General features: G+C 73.6%; 17 protein-coding genes. 9 read left to right on the top strand and 8 right to left on the bottom strand.

Annotated features, from left to right (window positions below; genetic code table 11):
* The first annotated feature begins 224 nt into the window (after positions 1 to 224).
* Both ABT160_RS20515 and ABT160_RS20510 read left to right on the top strand, forming a co-directional pair.
* Complete coding sequence (locus ABT160_RS20515; protein WP_351649115.1) at positions 225 to 1,496, top strand: serine hydrolase domain-containing protein; 1,272 nt, start codon at positions 225 to 227, stop codon at positions 1,494 to 1,496.
* Positions 1,497 to 1,853: 357 nt separating this feature from the next.
* On the top strand, positions 1,854 to 3,464 hold the full coding sequence (locus tag ABT160_RS20510) for an alpha/beta hydrolase (protein ID WP_351649114.1): 1,611 nt from the start codon (positions 1,854 to 1,856) through the stop codon (positions 3,462 to 3,464).
* A 127-nt stretch (positions 3,465 to 3,591) separates the two neighbouring features.
* On the opposite strand, the gene ABT160_RS20505 is transcribed toward ABT160_RS20510, so the two are convergent.
* Positions 3,592 to 4,578, bottom strand: coding sequence for an alpha/beta hydrolase family protein (locus tag ABT160_RS20505; protein WP_351649113.1), 987 nt, complete (start codon positions 4,576 to 4,578; stop codon positions 3,592 to 3,594).
* A 234-nt stretch (positions 4,579 to 4,812) separates the two neighbouring features.
* Between ABT160_RS20505 and ABT160_RS20500 the strand changes: the two genes are divergently transcribed.
* Positions 4,813 to 5,412 carry a TetR/AcrR family transcriptional regulator gene (locus tag ABT160_RS20500; RefSeq protein WP_351649112.1) on the top strand — a complete coding sequence of 200 codons (600 nt, stop codon included), beginning with the start codon at positions 4,813 to 4,815 and terminating at the stop codon, positions 5,410 to 5,412.
* A 192-nt stretch (positions 5,413 to 5,604) separates the two neighbouring features.
* Complete coding sequence (locus ABT160_RS20495; RefSeq protein WP_351649111.1) at positions 5,605 to 7,281, top strand: phospholipase D-like domain-containing protein; 1,677 nt, start codon at positions 5,605 to 5,607, stop codon at positions 7,279 to 7,281.
* 153 nt (positions 7,282 to 7,434) lie between these two features.
* Here the strand turns inward: ABT160_RS20495 and ABT160_RS20490 are convergent, their stop codons facing one another.
* Positions 7,435 to 7,800: an ArsR/SmtB family transcription factor gene (locus tag ABT160_RS20490; RefSeq protein WP_502984272.1), complete on the bottom strand. Its 366-nt coding sequence runs from the start codon at positions 7,798 to 7,800 to the stop codon at positions 7,435 to 7,437.
* Between the two features lie 214 nt (positions 7,801 to 8,014).
* Here ABT160_RS20490 and ABT160_RS20485 point away from each other — a divergent pair, with 214 nt between their 5' ends.
* Positions 8,015 to 9,088, top strand: coding sequence for a sporulation protein (locus ABT160_RS20485; protein WP_351649110.1), 1,074 nt, complete (start codon positions 8,015 to 8,017; stop codon positions 9,086 to 9,088).
* 69 nt (positions 9,089 to 9,157) lie between these two features.
* On the opposite strand, the gene ABT160_RS20480 is transcribed toward ABT160_RS20485, so the two are convergent.
* Entirely contained in the window at positions 9,158 to 9,829 is a 672-nt protein-coding gene (locus tag ABT160_RS20480; protein WP_351649109.1) for a hypothetical protein, read from the bottom strand.
* Between the two features lie 194 nt (positions 9,830 to 10,023).
* Here ABT160_RS20480 and ABT160_RS20475 point away from each other — a divergent pair, with 194 nt between their 5' ends.
* Positions 10,024 to 10,842 (top strand): putative adhesin, encoded by an 819-nt coding sequence (locus tag ABT160_RS20475; protein ID WP_351649108.1) that lies wholly within the window; start codon positions 10,024 to 10,026, stop codon positions 10,840 to 10,842.
* Between the two features lie 11 nt (positions 10,843 to 10,853).
* Here the strand turns inward: ABT160_RS20475 and ABT160_RS20470 are convergent, their stop codons facing one another.
* From ABT160_RS20470 to ABT160_RS20460, 3 genes are all read right to left on the bottom strand, one after another.
* Positions 10,854 to 11,216 (bottom strand): cyclic-phosphate processing receiver domain-containing protein, encoded by a 363-nt coding sequence (locus tag ABT160_RS20470; RefSeq protein WP_351649107.1) that lies wholly within the window; start codon positions 11,214 to 11,216, stop codon positions 10,854 to 10,856.
* 67 nt (positions 11,217 to 11,283) lie between these two features.
* Entirely contained in the window at positions 11,284 to 11,775 is a 492-nt protein-coding gene (locus ABT160_RS20465; protein WP_351649106.1) for a MarR family winged helix-turn-helix transcriptional regulator, read from the bottom strand.
* Positions 11,772 to 12,362: a DJ-1/PfpI family protein gene (locus ABT160_RS20460; RefSeq protein WP_351649104.1), complete on the bottom strand. Its 591-nt coding sequence runs from the start codon at positions 12,360 to 12,362 to the stop codon at positions 11,772 to 11,774. Before ABT160_RS20460 ends, ABT160_RS20465 begins: the two co-directional genes overlap by 4 nt.
* A gap of 262 nt (positions 12,363 to 12,624) precedes the next feature.
* Here ABT160_RS20460 and ABT160_RS20455 point away from each other — a divergent pair, with 262 nt between their 5' ends.
* A complete protein-coding gene (locus ABT160_RS20455) occupies positions 12,625 to 13,296 on the top strand; it encodes a lysophospholipid acyltransferase family protein (protein WP_351649103.1) in 672 nt (223 codons plus the stop codon).
* Between the two features lie 37 nt (positions 13,297 to 13,333).
* Positions 13,334 to 13,780, top strand: coding sequence for a hypothetical protein (locus ABT160_RS20450; RefSeq protein WP_351649102.1), 447 nt, complete (start codon positions 13,334 to 13,336; stop codon positions 13,778 to 13,780).
* Between the two features lie 81 nt (positions 13,781 to 13,861).
* Here the strand turns inward: ABT160_RS20450 and ABT160_RS20445 are convergent, their stop codons facing one another.
* Together ABT160_RS20445 and ABT160_RS20440 are read right to left on the bottom strand one after the other, a co-directional pair.
* Entirely contained in the window at positions 13,862 to 14,266 is a 405-nt protein-coding gene (locus ABT160_RS20445) for a hypothetical protein (RefSeq protein WP_351649101.1), read from the bottom strand.
* Positions 14,267 to 14,354: 88 nt separating this feature from the next.
* Complete coding sequence (locus ABT160_RS20440) at positions 14,355 to 14,648, bottom strand: hypothetical protein (RefSeq protein ID WP_351649100.1); 294 nt, start codon at positions 14,646 to 14,648, stop codon at positions 14,355 to 14,357.
* Positions 14,649 to 14,960: 312 nt separating this feature from the next.
* On the opposite strand from ABT160_RS20440, the gene ABT160_RS20435 reads away from it, so the two are divergent.
* A complete protein-coding gene (locus ABT160_RS20435; protein ID WP_351649099.1) occupies positions 14,961 to 15,260 on the top strand; it encodes a hypothetical protein in 300 nt (99 codons plus the stop codon).
* The last annotated feature ends 77 nt before the right edge of the window (positions 15,261 to 15,337 follow it).

The following is a 15,337-nucleotide window of genomic DNA, read 5'->3' as shown; positions in this document are numbered from 1 at the left end:
AATCGGACACGATGAGCTTACGGAAGGCGGCGCGTCCACCACAGGGGGGCGAACCGGCCAAGGGGTCGTGTCGCACTCGACGTTGGGGCGCGAAGCTGCTCGGGGACGCGCCCCCGAGACGGTCTCGGGGAGGAGTGGGGGTCCGCTCGGGGATCTTCCCGATGGGACGCGGGACCGGCGAGGAGAAGACTTGGATCACGACGCGCCACCGTGAGGAGATCTTCGTGAACCACCCTGCCCGACTCGCCCGCTGGACCCGGCTCACCGGTGCCTGTGCCCTGTTGGGCACCCTGGTGGCGGGTGCCGCCATACCGGCCACCGGCGCGTTCGCCGCCTCGCCAGGGGTGCGGCAGAGCCCGGCGGCGGTCTCCGCCGCGACGGGACGCCTGCCCGTGCTGGACCCCGCCGCGCTACGGGCGTCGATCGCGGGGCTGCCGGACGGGGACGTCACGGGCGCGCTGTTGAGGGTGACCGGTTCCGCCGGTGCGTGGACGGGGACGTCCGGCGTCGGCGACCTGACCACCGGCGCCCCGGTGCCGGCCGACGGGCACGTCCGCATCGGCAGCGTCTCCAAGGTCTTCACGGCGGCGGTCGTCCTGCAGCTCGCCGCCGAGCGCCGTGTCGACCTGGACGCTCCCGTCCAGCGGTATCTGCCGCGCGTCCTGCCGACCGGTCTGAAGCCGATGACGGTGCGCCAGTTGCTGAACCACACCAGTGGGATGCCGCGCCCGGCCGCGAGTCCCGAGTTCGGTGACGGGAGTGCCGAGTGGTTCGCCGTCAACCGGTCGGCGTCGTTCACGCCGCAGCGCGTGGTCGACCTGGTGAAGGGGCAGCCGATGGCGTTCGAGCCGGGGACCGCCCAGCAGTACAACGGCATCAACTACTTCGTGGCCGGGATGCTGGTGGAGAGGGTCACCGGCCACTCCTTCGCCCATGAGGTACGGGCCCGCCTCACCGGCCCGCTCGGCCTGCGGGACACCCAGGTGCCCGACGCCCACGACACGCGGCTGCCCGCCCCGTACTCGCACGGCTATCTGACGGTGACGGGCGCCGACGGGACCCCCGCGCCGGTGGATGTCAGCAGGCAGAGCCCCTGGCCCTGGTCCGAGGGAGGCATGATCTCGACGCCGTCCGACCTCGACCGCTTCCTGGGCGCGCTGATCGGCGGTCGGCTGCTGCCGCCCGCGCAGCAGGCCGAGCTGTTCGCCGTCCCCGACGTGCCCAGCTACCGCAACAGCCAGTGCCGGACGGCCACGGACGCGGGACGGGCGTGCATGAGCGCCGGGCTGATGCGGGTGAAGACGGAGGAGGGGGTGGTGGTCTGGGGGAAGACCGGCTCACGCCCCGGCTACACCAGCGGGATGTTCGCCACCAGGGACCTCTCGCGCAGGGTGGTGTACGCACTGAATCCCCGCACGCTGACGGGTTCGGAGTTCCGCCTGATACCCGCGATGGTCGCCGCCGCCTTCGGCACCATCACCCCGACGGCCAACTGACACCGACCCTCGACTGACACCGACGCTCAACTGGCCGCGGCCCTCAACTGGCCCCGACGCTCAACTGGCCCTGGGGCGCCCGGCAGCCGTCGACACGCCCAGTCGGCCCCCGCCAGCCACGGGACCCACGCGACCCGGACACTCCACCCCAAGACGCCCAACTGCCGCCGCCGACGGGCCCTTCGGCCCGGACGCGAAAACCACCCGTCGCGTTGTCCACCTGCGGAACCATTCGCGGGCGGGACCGCTCCCCCTGGGGTCGGAGCCGACCCGGCCCCCGGGGCGGATTCGCCCAACCCGGCACTGCGACAAGGTAAGTGTCGACCAGTCACTCATCCACCAAGGACTTCCATCACTGTGCGAAGCAGACGAATAGCTCCCGTCCTGGCCGTCGGTGCCGCAGCGGCACTCGTGTCCGGGCTCACGCCCGGCCTCGCCGTCGCCGCCGCACCCGCCGCCGGCAAGCCTGCCGCCGCCGACCCCCTGAAGCCCTACACCCAGCAGAAGCCCGTCTGGAAGCGCTGCGACGCGCAGCTCCCCGCGACCTTCCAGTGCGCCACCGTCAAGGTGCCGCTCGACTACGCGCACCCGGGCGGCAAGAAGCTCCAGCTCGCGGTGTCGCGCATCAAGGCCGCCAGCGCCAAGGAGCGGCGTGGTGCGCTGCTCATCAACCCCGGCGGCCCCGGGGGCCCGGGGCTCGACATGCCGCTGTACCTGGCGAGCGAGCTGCCGACGGCGGTGAAGCGGCAGTACGACCTGATCGGCTTCGACCCGCGCGGCGTGGGGGTGAGCTCGCCGGTCAGCTGCGGGCTCAACGACACCGACCGGAACTGGGAGCACCCGTACAAGCCCGCGACGTTCGCCAAGGACGTGAAGTGGGCGCGGACGGTGGCGAGCAAGTGCCAGGCCAAGGCCGGGGCCGTGCTGCCCCACATGACGACCCGCAACACCGCGCGCGACATGGACGTCATCCGTGCCGTGCTCGGTGAGAAGAAGATCTCGTACCTCGGCTACTCGTACGGTACGTACCTGGGCGCCGTGTACACGCAGATGTTCCCGCAGCGCACGGACCGGTTCGTCCTGGACAGCGCCGTCGACCCGGGGCGGATCTGGCGCGGCATGATCCAGGTGTGGGCGGAGGGCGCCGAGCCCGCGTTCAAGCGCTGGACCGAGTGGACGGCCCTGCACCACGCGCAGTACCGCCTGGGCGACACCCCGGCGAAGGTCTCCAGGACCTTCTGGGACCTGGTGGCCAGGGCCGACCGGAAGCCGATCGTGGTCGACGGGGTACCCCTGCGCGGCGACGACATCCGGGCGCAGCGCGCGATGTTCTTCGACGCGGACTACGCGGCGCAGGCGGTGGCGGACCTGAAGAAGGCCGCCGAGGGCAAGTCGGTGCGCCGGGAAGGGCGTTCGGCGCAGAGTCCGGCGGCGCCGTCCTTCGCCAGGAGTGCCGCCTCGGCCGCGGCCGTCCCGCAGGACAACTCGGACGCGGCCTTCTGGGCGGTCGTCTGCGCGGACACCCGGGCCTGGCCGCGCGACCCGGAGCAGTACCGCAAGGACTCGGTCCGGGACAAGGCGCGGTACCCGCTGTACGGGGACTTCGTGTCGAACATCATGCCGTGCGCGTTCTGGAAGAACGGCGCGGAGCCGGCGACGAAGGTGGACAACAAGGTCGGTGCCCTGATCCTGCAGAACCAGTGGGACTCGCAGACGCCCCTGGTCAGCGGGCAGGGACTGCGCAGGACCATGAAGGGCGCCAGGATGGTGACCGTGCTCGACGGCGAGGGCCACGGGATCTACGGCTCGAAGTCGTGCGCCGACAAGACGGCCACGGCGTACCTGACCACGGGCAAGCTGCCGTCGAAGGACCTGACGTGCCGTACGCCGGCGTCGACGGCCAAGAACCAGCTGCGGCTCCCGCTGCCGACGCCGCCGGGGCTCTCGGCCGCGAACGGGCGCTTCTGATCCGGGGGGGCGAGGTACGAGGTGTGAGGTGACCGCCCCGACGGGGTGGTCGCGGGGCGGGGCCTCCCGGTACGTGCGGGAGGCCCCGTCGCCGTCGGTGCGGCGGTGCGGCCGAGGGCTCGGGAGGTCAGGCGCTCGGGCGGACCCCCGGCTCGGCGGGCTTGGTCTCGACGGTGCCGAAGGCGTGTGTCCCGGTGGCCAGTTCCGCCCGGGCGGCGGGCCAGGCCTCGTCGTCGATGCCGAAGGCGGTGCGCAGGTAGGCGGCGGTGAGCCGGGCCAGCGCGGCGACCCGGGCGGGGTTCTCGTCGGTGGTCTCCTCGGCGTCGTGGCCCGCGATGCCGCCGAGTCCGTGTTCGGCCTCGAAGAGCGTGAGCAGTGTCTTGGGGCCGGGTGCGAGGCGGTAGGGGTCGGCGTGCCAGTCGGGGCCGACGTCGGTGAAGTGCCGGGAGTCGTCCTTGTCCCCCGCGACGACCAGCGCGGGTGTGGTCATCCCCGAGAAGTCGACGGTGTGCAGGAAGGGGACCCGGTCGGCCATCCAGCCGTTCAGCACGTCGCCGCCCCGCCCGGGGGCGGCGAGCAGCACGCCCTGGGTGATGCGGGGGTCGCGCAGGTCGGGCGCCGCTCCGGCCCCGGTCTCGGTGGCGCGCGCGCCGAGGAGCAGTGCGGCCGTGAAGCCGCCCAGGGAGTGTCCGGCGACGGCGACGTGCTCGCGGTCCACCCGTCCGGCGAGCAGCGGGACCGTCCGCTCGATGGTGTCGAGGCGGTCCAGGACGTACGACATGTCCTGGGCGCGGGAGCGCCAGAAGAGGGGCGCGCCGGGCTCGTCCGCGACGGTGCCGCTCAGTGTCGCGGAGCTGAGGTGGGTGGGCTGGACGACGACGAACCCGAGGCGGGCCCACCGCTCGGCGAGCGGGGCGTAGCCGTGGAGCGAGGAGAGGTGGTGGGAGCTGCCGTGCCCGTGGGAGAGGAGGATCACCGGCAGTCCGGTGCCTTCGGCGGGCGCGGTGACGCGGACCTGGAGGTCGACGGGGCGTCCGGGGACGGACAGCACGACGGGACCGTACGAGAGGACGGGTACGGGACTGCCCAGGACGTCGGGGGCGGAAGTGTTCATGAGGGGCCTCTTCCTGGAGGTCGGGAGGCGTGGGCGCGCGTCGGCCCAGGCGTTAAGCTGAAGCGGAACGTCGCTCCGATTACGATACGGAACAGCGTTCCGCTTAGCAAGGGGCCCCGTCGGACCCCGCATCACCGCCGTGAACCACCGCCCCGGATCACCACCCGGGCGCACCCGACCGCGACCGCCCACACGGACCGCGCGAGTGGGGCGCCACGAACGCGAGGAGACCCCGTGCCCCCTGCCAGCCGCCCCGGAGACGCGGCGCGCCCGCCCGCCCCCGCGGGCAAGCGCGCCGACGCGGTGCGCAACCAGCAGAAGCTGCTCGACGCGGCGGCGGAGGTGTTCGTGAGCTCCGGCGTCGACGCCCCGATCCGTGAGATCGCCGCCCGGGCCGGGGTCGGCATGGGCACCATCTACCGGCACTTCCCCACCCGCGCCGAGCTCGTCGCCGCCGTCTTCCGGCACCAGGTGGAGGAGTGCGCCCAGGCGGGCCCCGACCTCCTCGCCCGGTCCGGCTCGCCCTTCGACGCACTGCGCGCGTGGACCGACGGTTTCGTGGACCTCCTCGTCACCAAGCACGGCCTGGCCGAGGCCCTCCAGTCCGACGACACGCGGTTCGCCACGCTCCACACGTACTTCCTGGACCACCTGCTGCCGGTGGTCGAGGAACTCCTGGACGCGGCGACGGCCGCGGGCGAGATCCGGCCGGGCACGCGCCCGTACGAACTGCTCCGCGGCATCGGCAACCTGTGCATCGGCCGGGACGACGACGAGCGTTACGACCCGCGCCGCCTGGTCGCCCTGCTCCTGCGGGGTCTGCGCGACGCGTGACGGAGGGTCCGCGCCGCCCGCCGGACAACCGGGGGCCGGAGCCACGGACAGCGGGCGCCGCACGCCCGAACTACCGCTCCTTCTCGGCCAATTCTTCCCAGCGAGGTACAAAGCATCCGTAAGGGGTTGCTAGTCTCGCGAAGTTGATCTTGAAGGCGCGCCCCTCGGCGCCTATCGGAATGCGAAGTGAACGTGACCCACCGGAACCACCCCCCACACCCCCGAGCCCGACGCACCGCGATACGCCTCGGCAGCCGCGCGGTCGCCTGCTCGGCCGTCCTCACCGCCCTCGTCGCGGCGCCCGCCACCGCGGACTCCCCCACCACTCCGGGCTCCCCCGCCACCTCCACCCCCCACCTCGACGCCGTCGAGCGGTCCCTGCGCGGGGTCTCCCCCGGGCTCGAAGGCAGCGTCTGGGAGCGGACCTCGGGCAACCGGCTCGACTCCTCCGCCGACGACCCCTCGGACTGGCTCCTCCAGACGCCCGGGTGCTGGGGCGACGACACGTGCGGCGACCGCCCGGGCACCCGGCGGCTGCTCGCCAAGGTGACCGAGAACATCGCCCGGGCGACGCACAGCGTCGACATCTCGACCCTCGCGCCGTTCCCCGACGGCGCCTTCCAGGAAGCGATCGCGGCGGGCCTCAAGGCCTCGGTAGCCAAGGGCAACAAGCTCAAGGTCCGGGTCATGGTCGGCGCGGCGCCGGTCTACCACCTCAACGTGCTCCCCTCGAAGTACCGCGACGACCTGGTGGCGCGGCTCGGCGGGGCGGCGGGCAGCGTCGAGCTGAACGTGGCCTCGATGACGACGTCCAAGACCGCCTTCTCCTGGAACCACTCCAAGCTGCTCGTCGTCGACAACGCCTCGGTCGTCACCGGCGGGATCAACAGCTGGAAGGGCGACTACCTCGACACCGCGCACCCGGTGACCGACGTCGACCTGGCGCTGACCGGTCCCGCGGCCCGTTCCGCGGGCAAGTACCTGGACGTCCTGTGGTCCTGGACCTGCGAGAACAAGGCGAACATCGCCAGCGTCTGGTTCGCCGCGTCCAAGGGCGCCACCTGTCTGCCGTCCCTGGCCGGCGGCGGCGCGGACACCGGGGCGACGGGCACCGCCGGGGCCGTGGGAGACGTCCCCGTCATCGCCGTCGGCGGGCTCGGCGTCGGCATCCGCACGAGCGACCCCGCGTCCCCGTACCGGCCCGTGCTCCCCACCGCCCCCGACACCAAGTGCGTCGTCGGTCTGCACGACAACACCAACGCCGACCGCGACTACGACACCGTCAACCCCGAGGAGAGCGCCCTGCGCGCCCTCGTCGCGAGCGCCCGCGACCACGTCGAGATCTCGCAGCAGGACCTCAACGCGACCTGCCCGCCGCTCCCGCGCTACGACATCCGGCTGTACGACACCCTGGCGGCGAAGCTCGCCGCGGGCGTGAAGGTGCGCATCGTGGTGAGCGACCCCGCCAACCGCGGCGCGGTCGGCAGCGGCGGCTACTCGCAGATCAAGTCGCTCGACGAGATCAGCGACACCCTGCGCGCCCGTCTGGCGCGGCTCACCGGTGACGGGCCGGGGGCCCGCGCCGCGATGTGCTCGAACCTCCAACTGGCCACCTTCCGGAGCTCGGACAGCCCGAAGTGGGCCGACGGGCACCCCTACGCACAGCACCACAAGCTGGTCTCGGTCGACGACTCGGCGTTCTACATCGGCTCCAAGAACCTCTACCCGTCGTGGCTCCAGGACTTCGGCTACGTGGTGGAGAGCCCGGCCGCCGCGGCCCAGTTGAAGGACGGCCTGCTGGCACCCCAGTGGACGTACTCGCGCGCGACGGCGACGTACGACTACGAGCGGGGCGTCTGCAAGGGCTGACCGCGCCGCCTCGGGCCACCCTCGAAAGGACGCCCCACTCGAATCGACGGCCCCTCGCACCGCACGGCGGGTGCCCCCGGCCCTCCCGGAGGCACCCGCCGTCACGCGTATTCCGGAGCACCCGCCGTCACGCCGCTTCCGGAGCACCCCTTCTCATGCGTCCCCGCGCCCCGGGCCCCGGGCCAGGTCCGGGCGCAACTCGGCCCGCAGGGCCAGCTGTCCGACCATCACCTGCACCACCTCGACCACGCCCGGATCCTCCAGGAAGTACACCTGGCGCCTGCCCTCGCGGCGGGCGCCCACCAGCCCCGAGAGCCGCAGGGCCGACAGGTGCTGACTGACCGTCGACATCGCCCCGCCCACGCGCTCGGCGATGTGCGCGACGCTGCTCTCACCGCGCGCCAGGACCTGGAGGATGCGCAGCCGTACCGGCGAGCCCAGCAGTCCGAAGACGGCCGCGGCTTCCTCGAGCGCCGCGCGGGACGTGCCGTCCAGGCCCTCCTCGTATCCCGTCACCACTGGTGGTCGCCCCCTTCGACGAAGACCGTCCCGCTGTTCGAGCCGCGACGCCACGACCGGCCCCGGCTGACACGGGGGCGGGCCTTTCGGCCCTATGCTTCTACACGCCTGTAGATTCAGAGAAGGTGTGGGCGCCCGAAGTGCTCAAGCCCACACGTCAGATGAACCACGCGTCAGATGAACCCCGCATGCCAGATGAAGGAGTGGACGCCAGATGGTGTTCAAACGACTGCTCGGCTCGCTCGGCGTTGGCGGCCCTTCCGTGGACACCGTGCTCGACCCCGGGCCGGCCGTCCCGGGCGGGACGCTGAGCGGCCAGGTGCACCTCCACGGCGGCAAGGCCGACTTCACCGTGGAGCACCTCACGCTGGAACTGGTCGCCCGGGTGGAGGCCGAGCACGAGGACGGCGAGTCCGAGGGCTTCGTCGTCTTCCACCGGCACACCGTCGGCGGGGGCTTCCGGCTGGCCCAGGAGGAGCGGCACAGCGTGCCGTTCTCCTTCCCGCTGCCGTGGGAGACCCCGATCACCGAGCTGCACGGACAGGGCCTGGGCATCACGCTCGGCGTGCGCACCGAACTGGGCGTCGCCGGGGCCAGGGACAAGGGCGACCTCGACCCGCTGGCCGTGCGTCCGCTGCCCGCGCAGGAGGCGGTACTCGAAGCGCTGGGCCAGCTGGGCTTCGGGTTCCGGTCGGCCGACCTGGAGCTGGGGCGCATCAGCGGGACGGGGCAGCAACTCCCCTTCTACCAGGAGGTGGAGCTGACCCCAGCGCCGCGGTACGCGGGGCGGGTGAACGAGGTCGAGGTGACCTTCCTGGCCGGTCCCGCGGGACTCGACGTGGTGATCGAGGCCGACAAGCGCAGCGGGTTCTTCTCCGGCGGCCAGGACGCGCTGGCCCGCTTCACCGTGAGCCACGACGAGGTCGCACAGGTGGACTGGAACGCCGAGGTGGACGGCTGGATGCGGCAGTTGGTCGAAGACCGGGCCGCGTACGGGACCCCGACGGGACACGGCGGGCACGACACCCACGGGGGCGCGCTCTTCGCCCAGGGAGGCCAGGGCGGCCACGGCGGGTACGGCGATCACGGCGGCCATCCCCACAAGGACGACCACGGTCACCACGGAGGCGGTCACCACGCGGGCCCCGGCCTGGGCACGGCGGTCGCCGCCGGTGCCGCGGGGCTCGCGGTCGGCGTCGTCGGGGGCATGGTCGCCGCGGAAGTCGTCGACGAGGTGGGCGACTTCTTCGAGGGGGACGAGGACGACGACGGGGGCGACGAGGGCTGACCTCGTCGCCGCCGGGGCCCGCGGCCTCTCCCCGCCGCGGGTCCCGGCCGCGATCCGGAGCGCGGGCGGTCAGTGACCCGTCGGCGGCTCGAAGCAGCCCGTCTCCAGGTAGGGGCCGTTGACGCTCACCTGGTAGTTGGTGGGCTGCACGAACGCGGTGACGCAGGCGTCGGGGCGCACGTAGAGGCCGACGCGGGCGCCGGGCGGGGTCACGTAGTGGTCCGTCTCGAAGCGCGGGGCCATCGGCTCCACGACCAGCTTGCCGCCCAGCACCTTTCCCCCGGGGCCGGTGCGCCGCTCCTGGTACCCCAGCCCGAGCAGGGCCGTGCGCACACCGGCCGCGTCCCACTCCTTGCGCTGCCAGAGCTTCTTGAGGACCGGTTCGACGCGCCGGGCCTCGGCCCGCGCCTGCTCCTCGCTCGCGGCGGACATCGCGCGGGGACGGCGGAAGCCGTTGTTCTCCTGGTAGTGGGGCGCGCCGTCGCCCGCGCCCGGTTCGGCGTACGGCGACGCGGGCGCGGCGGTGGTCGTACGCGGCGACGGCGTCCCGGTCGCGACTCCCCCGACCCCGGCGCCTCCCGCGTCCGCGCGACCGGCACCGGACCCGGCGCCCTGGCCGTCCGCGCGTACCGTGCCGCACGCCGTCGCGCCGAGCGCGGCGCCCATCAGGAGCGCGGCGACGGCGAGGGAGCGGCGGTGCCTCCGGGCGGGTGCGGCGGGCCGGGCGTACGGGGTCATCATGGGCATGACTGTGCCACAGCCGGTCCCGGCTCCGGCCGTGGACCCCGGGGACACCACGGCTTCCCCCGAACGTGCCCCCGCCGCCCTGCCCGGGCGCCGACGGCCGCCCTAGCCTTGCCCGTTCGGGGCAGTACGCAGTGACGAAGTACGCAGTGACACAGTTCCAAGATCGTCCGGGGGCGAGGAGAGTCCGCATGCGCAAGCAGAAGAACGAGGAGCTGCTGGAGGACGCCCGCGCGGGCGGCACCCGCCGCTCCCCCTCGCCCGTCGCCGCCCCCCTGCTCGCGATGCAGGGGAGCGTGGGCAACGACGTGGTCAGCCGCATGGTCGCCCACCAGGCGCCGCTCCCCGTCCAGCGCATGCCGGGCACTCCCACCCAGGACGTCGAGGAGGACGCGGAGGAGCAGGCGCAGGATCCCAACACCCGGGTGCTCAGCGGGCACGGGCGGTTCGGCGACCCCCAGCGCCTGCCGAAGTTCCCCGGCACCCGCAGCCGTGAGCTGAAGGCCACCTTCACCGTGCCGGACGGCATCGAGCTCATCGTGTACGCACCGCCCGGCGCCTGGCTGGAGAACGAGGTCGCCAAGCTCGTGGAGTCGGGCAACCCTCCGGGCTCGGACGAGCTGGAGATGGTGGGCCCGAACAACAAGCGCAGGGACATGCCGGCCGACTACCCGAAGACGTTCGGCGCGGGCGAAGAGGTCATCAACTACAAGCTGATGCCCCTGGACGCCAAGCACCTGGCGGAGGGCGCGACCTCGGTCGACATGGGGACGCTCCAGCAGAAGGTGGCCGAGCTGGCCGCGGAACAGGAGGACCGGGCCGAGGACGACCCGCCGCTCACGGTCCACTACGCGTGCTGCGGCGTCGGTTCCTCCAGCAACCCGGCCATCGACAAGCTCTTCGAGCACCGCAACTACACGGTGATGATGCGCACCACGCCGAGGACGCCGACCCCGGATCCGGAGCCGAGGAAGCGCCGCCGCAAGAAGCAGGAGCAGGACGACGAGTAGCCCGGCACCCGTCAGGCGCTCGCCCGCCGGACCCGGTAGTTCCAACGGGCGAGCGAGCGGACCATCGTCTCGGCACCACTGGGGTTGGCGCTGTGCACGAACACGGTGCCGATCCGGTACGGCCGCCCCTGGAAGGCCGCCTCCTCCAGGAGGGTCACCACGGGCATGATGCTGTCCTCGCCGCCGAGGTCGTGGTCGAGCCACAGCTCGTCGACGTACGTGTCCCGGTGCTCCTGGAGGAGCGCGACACCCTCGGCGCTGGTGCGGGCGAGGCGGGTGGCCCTGGGCAGGGGGCGGAGGTCGTCGATGCCGAGGATGACCGGACCGCCGCCCGACGGACGGTCCGGGGCGGGCACGGTCTCGTAGGCGTACATGTGGGTATTTTCGCAGGTGGACGGGGTGGGGGCGTACCGGTTTTTCCTGGGTGCCCTGTCGCTCCGGCTACCGCTCACCAGACGCGTCCGCGTGCCGGGCTCCCGTCTCCCCCTCGGCCGTGACCGCGTCCAGTGCCGCGCTCAGCCGTCCCAGCACCCGTACCGTCTCGTCGAACGCGTCCTGGCCGCCCAGTTCGCGCAGCAGCCGTGCCGCGAGGTCCGCGTGGCCCGGCTCGATGCCGCTGATCGAGGCGCGGCCCTCGGCGGTGGGGCACAAGAGCTTGGCGCGGCGGTGGGCCGGGTTGGGGGCGTACGCGGCGAGGCCCTGCTGGACCAGGAGGTCGGCGATGCGCTGGACGCTCTGGCGGGTGATGCCCATGGCCCGGGCGATCCCGGCGACCGGCAGCGGTTCGGGGAGGACGGCGCCCAGCACCTGCCACCAGGCGGCGGTGAGGCCGGCGGGCGCGGCCAGTTCCTCGGAGACGGCGAGGAACTGGCCGTTGAGCCGGAAGACCGACAGCGCGGTGCTCGACAGGGCGTCCTGTGCGGCCCGGCTCACGCGTTGAGCTCCGCGTACGCGGCCGGGTCGGAGTGGTGGAAGAGCCGGTACCAGGCGTCGAGCGCGGCGCCCTCGAACGCGCCGAGCCTCCCGAGGACTTCGCGGGCGAAGGCGACCGGCTCGGTCGGCCCCGCGGTGATGAGGTCGCCCGCGGTGACGGCGTCGGCGTCCGCGTAGTGGGCGGCACCCCGGTAGCCGGTCGCGGCGAGGTACTCGGGCGCGGCGCTGGTGTGGGCGCGGTCGTCGAGGAGCCCCTCGCGGGCGAGGCCCGCGGTGGCTCCGCAGATGGCGGCGACGGGGGTGCCCGCGTCCAGGAAGGACCGGGCGGCCTTGGCGAAGGCGGCCAGGTCGTCGCCCGCGTCCCAGAGGTCGGCGCCGGGCAGCAGGAGCAGGGCGCTGTCCTCGGGCCGCAGGTCGCCGAGCGCGAGGTCGGGGGTGATGCGGAGGCCGCCGATGCTGCGCACCGGGTCCGTGGAGAGGCCGACGGTGCGCACTTCGTGGCCGGTGCGGGCCAGCCAGGCGGTGGCGTGTCCGGTCTCCCAGTCGGCGAGGGTGTCGTAGACGGCGAGGTGCACGGTGCGGGTCATGGGTCCTCCACGTCGCTGCTGGCCTGTTGCCTTATGGCAGCATCCTGTCAATTCGACAGCTCACTGTCAATGTATTTCCCGGAGCCTGGAGCCTGGAGCCCGGCGTCGGGAGTACGCACGCGTACCTGTTCTCGGAGTACGCACGCGCACGCGTACCTGGGTGCAACGGCCCGCCGGGATGAGCACGATCGCTCACGACGGGGCGCCGGCAGCGGCCGGACGATGGTGGCCACACACCGCGTCCCGAGGCCCGGAGGCCGTCTTGCTCAGCCGTACCGCCGCGTCGCTGCTCCCCGTGTTCGGCAGGCTGTCCGTCACGGGGACGGCCGCGCCCGCAGGAGGGCCGGGCACGGTCCTGGTCGCCAACCACACCTCGCTCACCGATCCGGCCGTGGTGCTCGCCGCACTGCACCGGCTCGGGGTCCGTCCGGTCGTCATGGCGACCTCGGGCCTGTGGCGCGTGCCGCTGCTCGGCCGCGCGCTCACGCGGGAGGGGTACGTCCCGGTCGCCCGTGGCACCAGCCGCGCCTCGGCCGCGCTCGACGCGGCCTGCGACGCGCTCGCGCGGGGGCGGGTGCTGCTGATGTACGCGGAGGGGTGCCTGCCCGCGCGCACGGACGCGGCGGAGTCGGCCCCCGGCCCGTTCCGGAGCGGACTGGCCCGGCTCACCGAGCGCACGGGCGCGCTCGTCGTGCCGGTCGGCCAGGCGGGCTCGCGCCGGCTCTCGTCCGGGAGCACCGCCAAGCAGCTGGCGGGAGTGGTCACCGCGCCGCTGCGCCGCCCCGCGCTGCACGTGCACGTGGGCGCGCCGGTGGAGCTGACCGGCGACGTCACGGCGCGCACGGCCCAGGCTCGCGCGGCGGTGACCGACGCCTGGCGCACGGCGGCGGGGCTGGTACGGGAGCCGGGGCGCCGCTCGACCGTGAGCGCCTGACGGGCCGTTGTCAGTGGCGGGTGCGAGGATCCGGTCCATGACGATGTGCGACTACTTCTCGGCCCGGGACGACGCCACCGCGCTGCTGGTCCTCGACGAGCCCGGCGGTCCGGACCCGTCGGTCCTCGACGTGGTGCCGCTGAAGGGCGTCGACCCCGTCGTGGTCCTCGCACAGCTGGAGGCGGTCCTGACGGGTTGCTCGTACGCGGAGGCGGCGACCCGCCCGCGCAGCGGCGAGCTGGTCTCCTCGCCGGAGGACGAAGGGGCGTTCGTGATCGCGGTGTCGGACAGCCTGCAGCGGGCGCTGGCGCAGGCCGACCCGGCGGCGCTCCGCGCGGCCGCGGCCCCGTGGGCGCTGACGGACGAACTCCGCGCGGCCGGGGTCACGCCGGAGACGGCGGCCGAGACAGTGACGCTGCTGTCGGGCCTCGCCAGCCGGGCGACGGGCTCGGGCGACAGGCTGTACTGCTGGTGGGCGGTATAGGCACCAGGGCCCGCCCTCACACGACTTCCTCGCGTTCCGCGCAGCCCTGACAGGGGCACCGCGCGGGGTGCGGCGGGCCCGTCAGCGCGTCCAGTCCCTGCGCAGCGCCTCGCGCACGTGCTCCGCGTCCTCCGGCATCACCGCGAGCAGCAGTTCGCCCTCGCCCGACGCGCATTCCAGGACGCGGCAGCGCGGGTTGAACTTGATCGCTTCCCGGAGCGTCGGACGGCGTTCCCCGACCTTCCGCAGACCCTCCGGCAGCGCGAGGCCCGCCCCGGCCTTCGTGTGCGCCGTCCAGGTCGTGGTCCCGGGGGTGACGTCGAGGCGGCCCCACAACCAGCGGTTCGGCCTCGCGGGGTGCTTGAGGAAGCAGGAGACGGCGAGCCCCTCGCCCTGGGCCGCCGCGGCGGCACGACGCTTCGCCCGCGCTCCGAACAGCATCGCGAAGAACAGCCCGAGGAGCGCGAAGAGCGCCAGATCGATCATGCGCGCATTCAAGCAAACGCCCCGGTCCAAACCGCTTCCGGCCCCGGACCGGGGCGCCGGGCCTCCGCCCTGCCGCGCCGCGCGGGCCCTACTGCACCGCACCGTCCGGAATGCACACGTACCCCGGGCCCCACGCGTTCGGCTCGACGTGGCTGGGCTCCGTGGAGCGCAGGCAGTTCAGCCACGCCTCGCGGTACGCGGGGTTCGTCATGATCAGCAGCTGCTCGTCGTCGTCCGCGCGCACGTAGGTCTCGTACGCCTCGTTCGACAGGACGACCGTGCCGGTACCCGGCTCGGGGCAGGCGGCCAGGGCCGGTGCGGCCCAGGCGACGGTGGCGGTCAGGGCCAGGGCCGCTGCGCCGGTGGCGGTGCGGATGCGCATGGGGTTCTCCGTAGGTCGGGTGGCCCGGGTGGGCCGGGTCGCGTCCACGGCGACGCGACGGTCGCCTGCTCAACCCCTGGGGGCCGCCATGGTCACGCTCCGGGCCGCTCCCTCCCGTACCTCACCCGCCCATTCGTGTGATTGTCGCCCCGCAGTGCTGCGCCATGCGGGGCACAGCCCCTCCGCATGGCGTGTCCAGGCCAAGTCGGGTCAACACATCGCATGACCGCGCCCGCCACCGGGACACCAGTCGCCGGGCGGGCCCTCCCCCGCGCCGGCCTCCCGCCGGCGCTCCCGAAAGGATCCCGGTTCATGCGCAAGCTCCGTGCCGTACTCGTCGCCGCCGTCCTGGGCGCCGCCACCCTCTCCGCCGCCCCGGTGGCCTTCGCGGCCCCGGTCGCCTCCGCCGTCCCGCAGCCGGGTGACTGCCCCGGCTGCGGCGGCTTCGCCGGGCTGCCCTGCCCCGAAGGGTTCGTGTGCGTCGACGACCCGCGCGACAGCTGCGACCCGAAGAAGGGCGGGGCGGACTGCGGCGGCATCTGCGTGCCCGAGGGCCTGTTCGACGACGGCCCGGCCGTTGCGCGCAAGGACGCGCTGATCACCGTCTCGTAGCGGCCCGCCACGGGATGTACGGGTCCCCGTGCGCCGACGCGGCGCGCGGGGACCCGCCCGGGGGCGGCCCGCCTCCA

The sequence above is a fragment of the Streptomyces sp. NPDC001941 genome (genome assembly GCF_040296945.1).
Taxonomy (GTDB): Bacteria; Actinomycetota; Actinomycetes; order Streptomycetales; family Streptomycetaceae; genus Streptomyces.
Note: the sequence above shows the minus strand (reverse complement) of the source record. Positions and strands in the feature narration are given on the sequence as shown.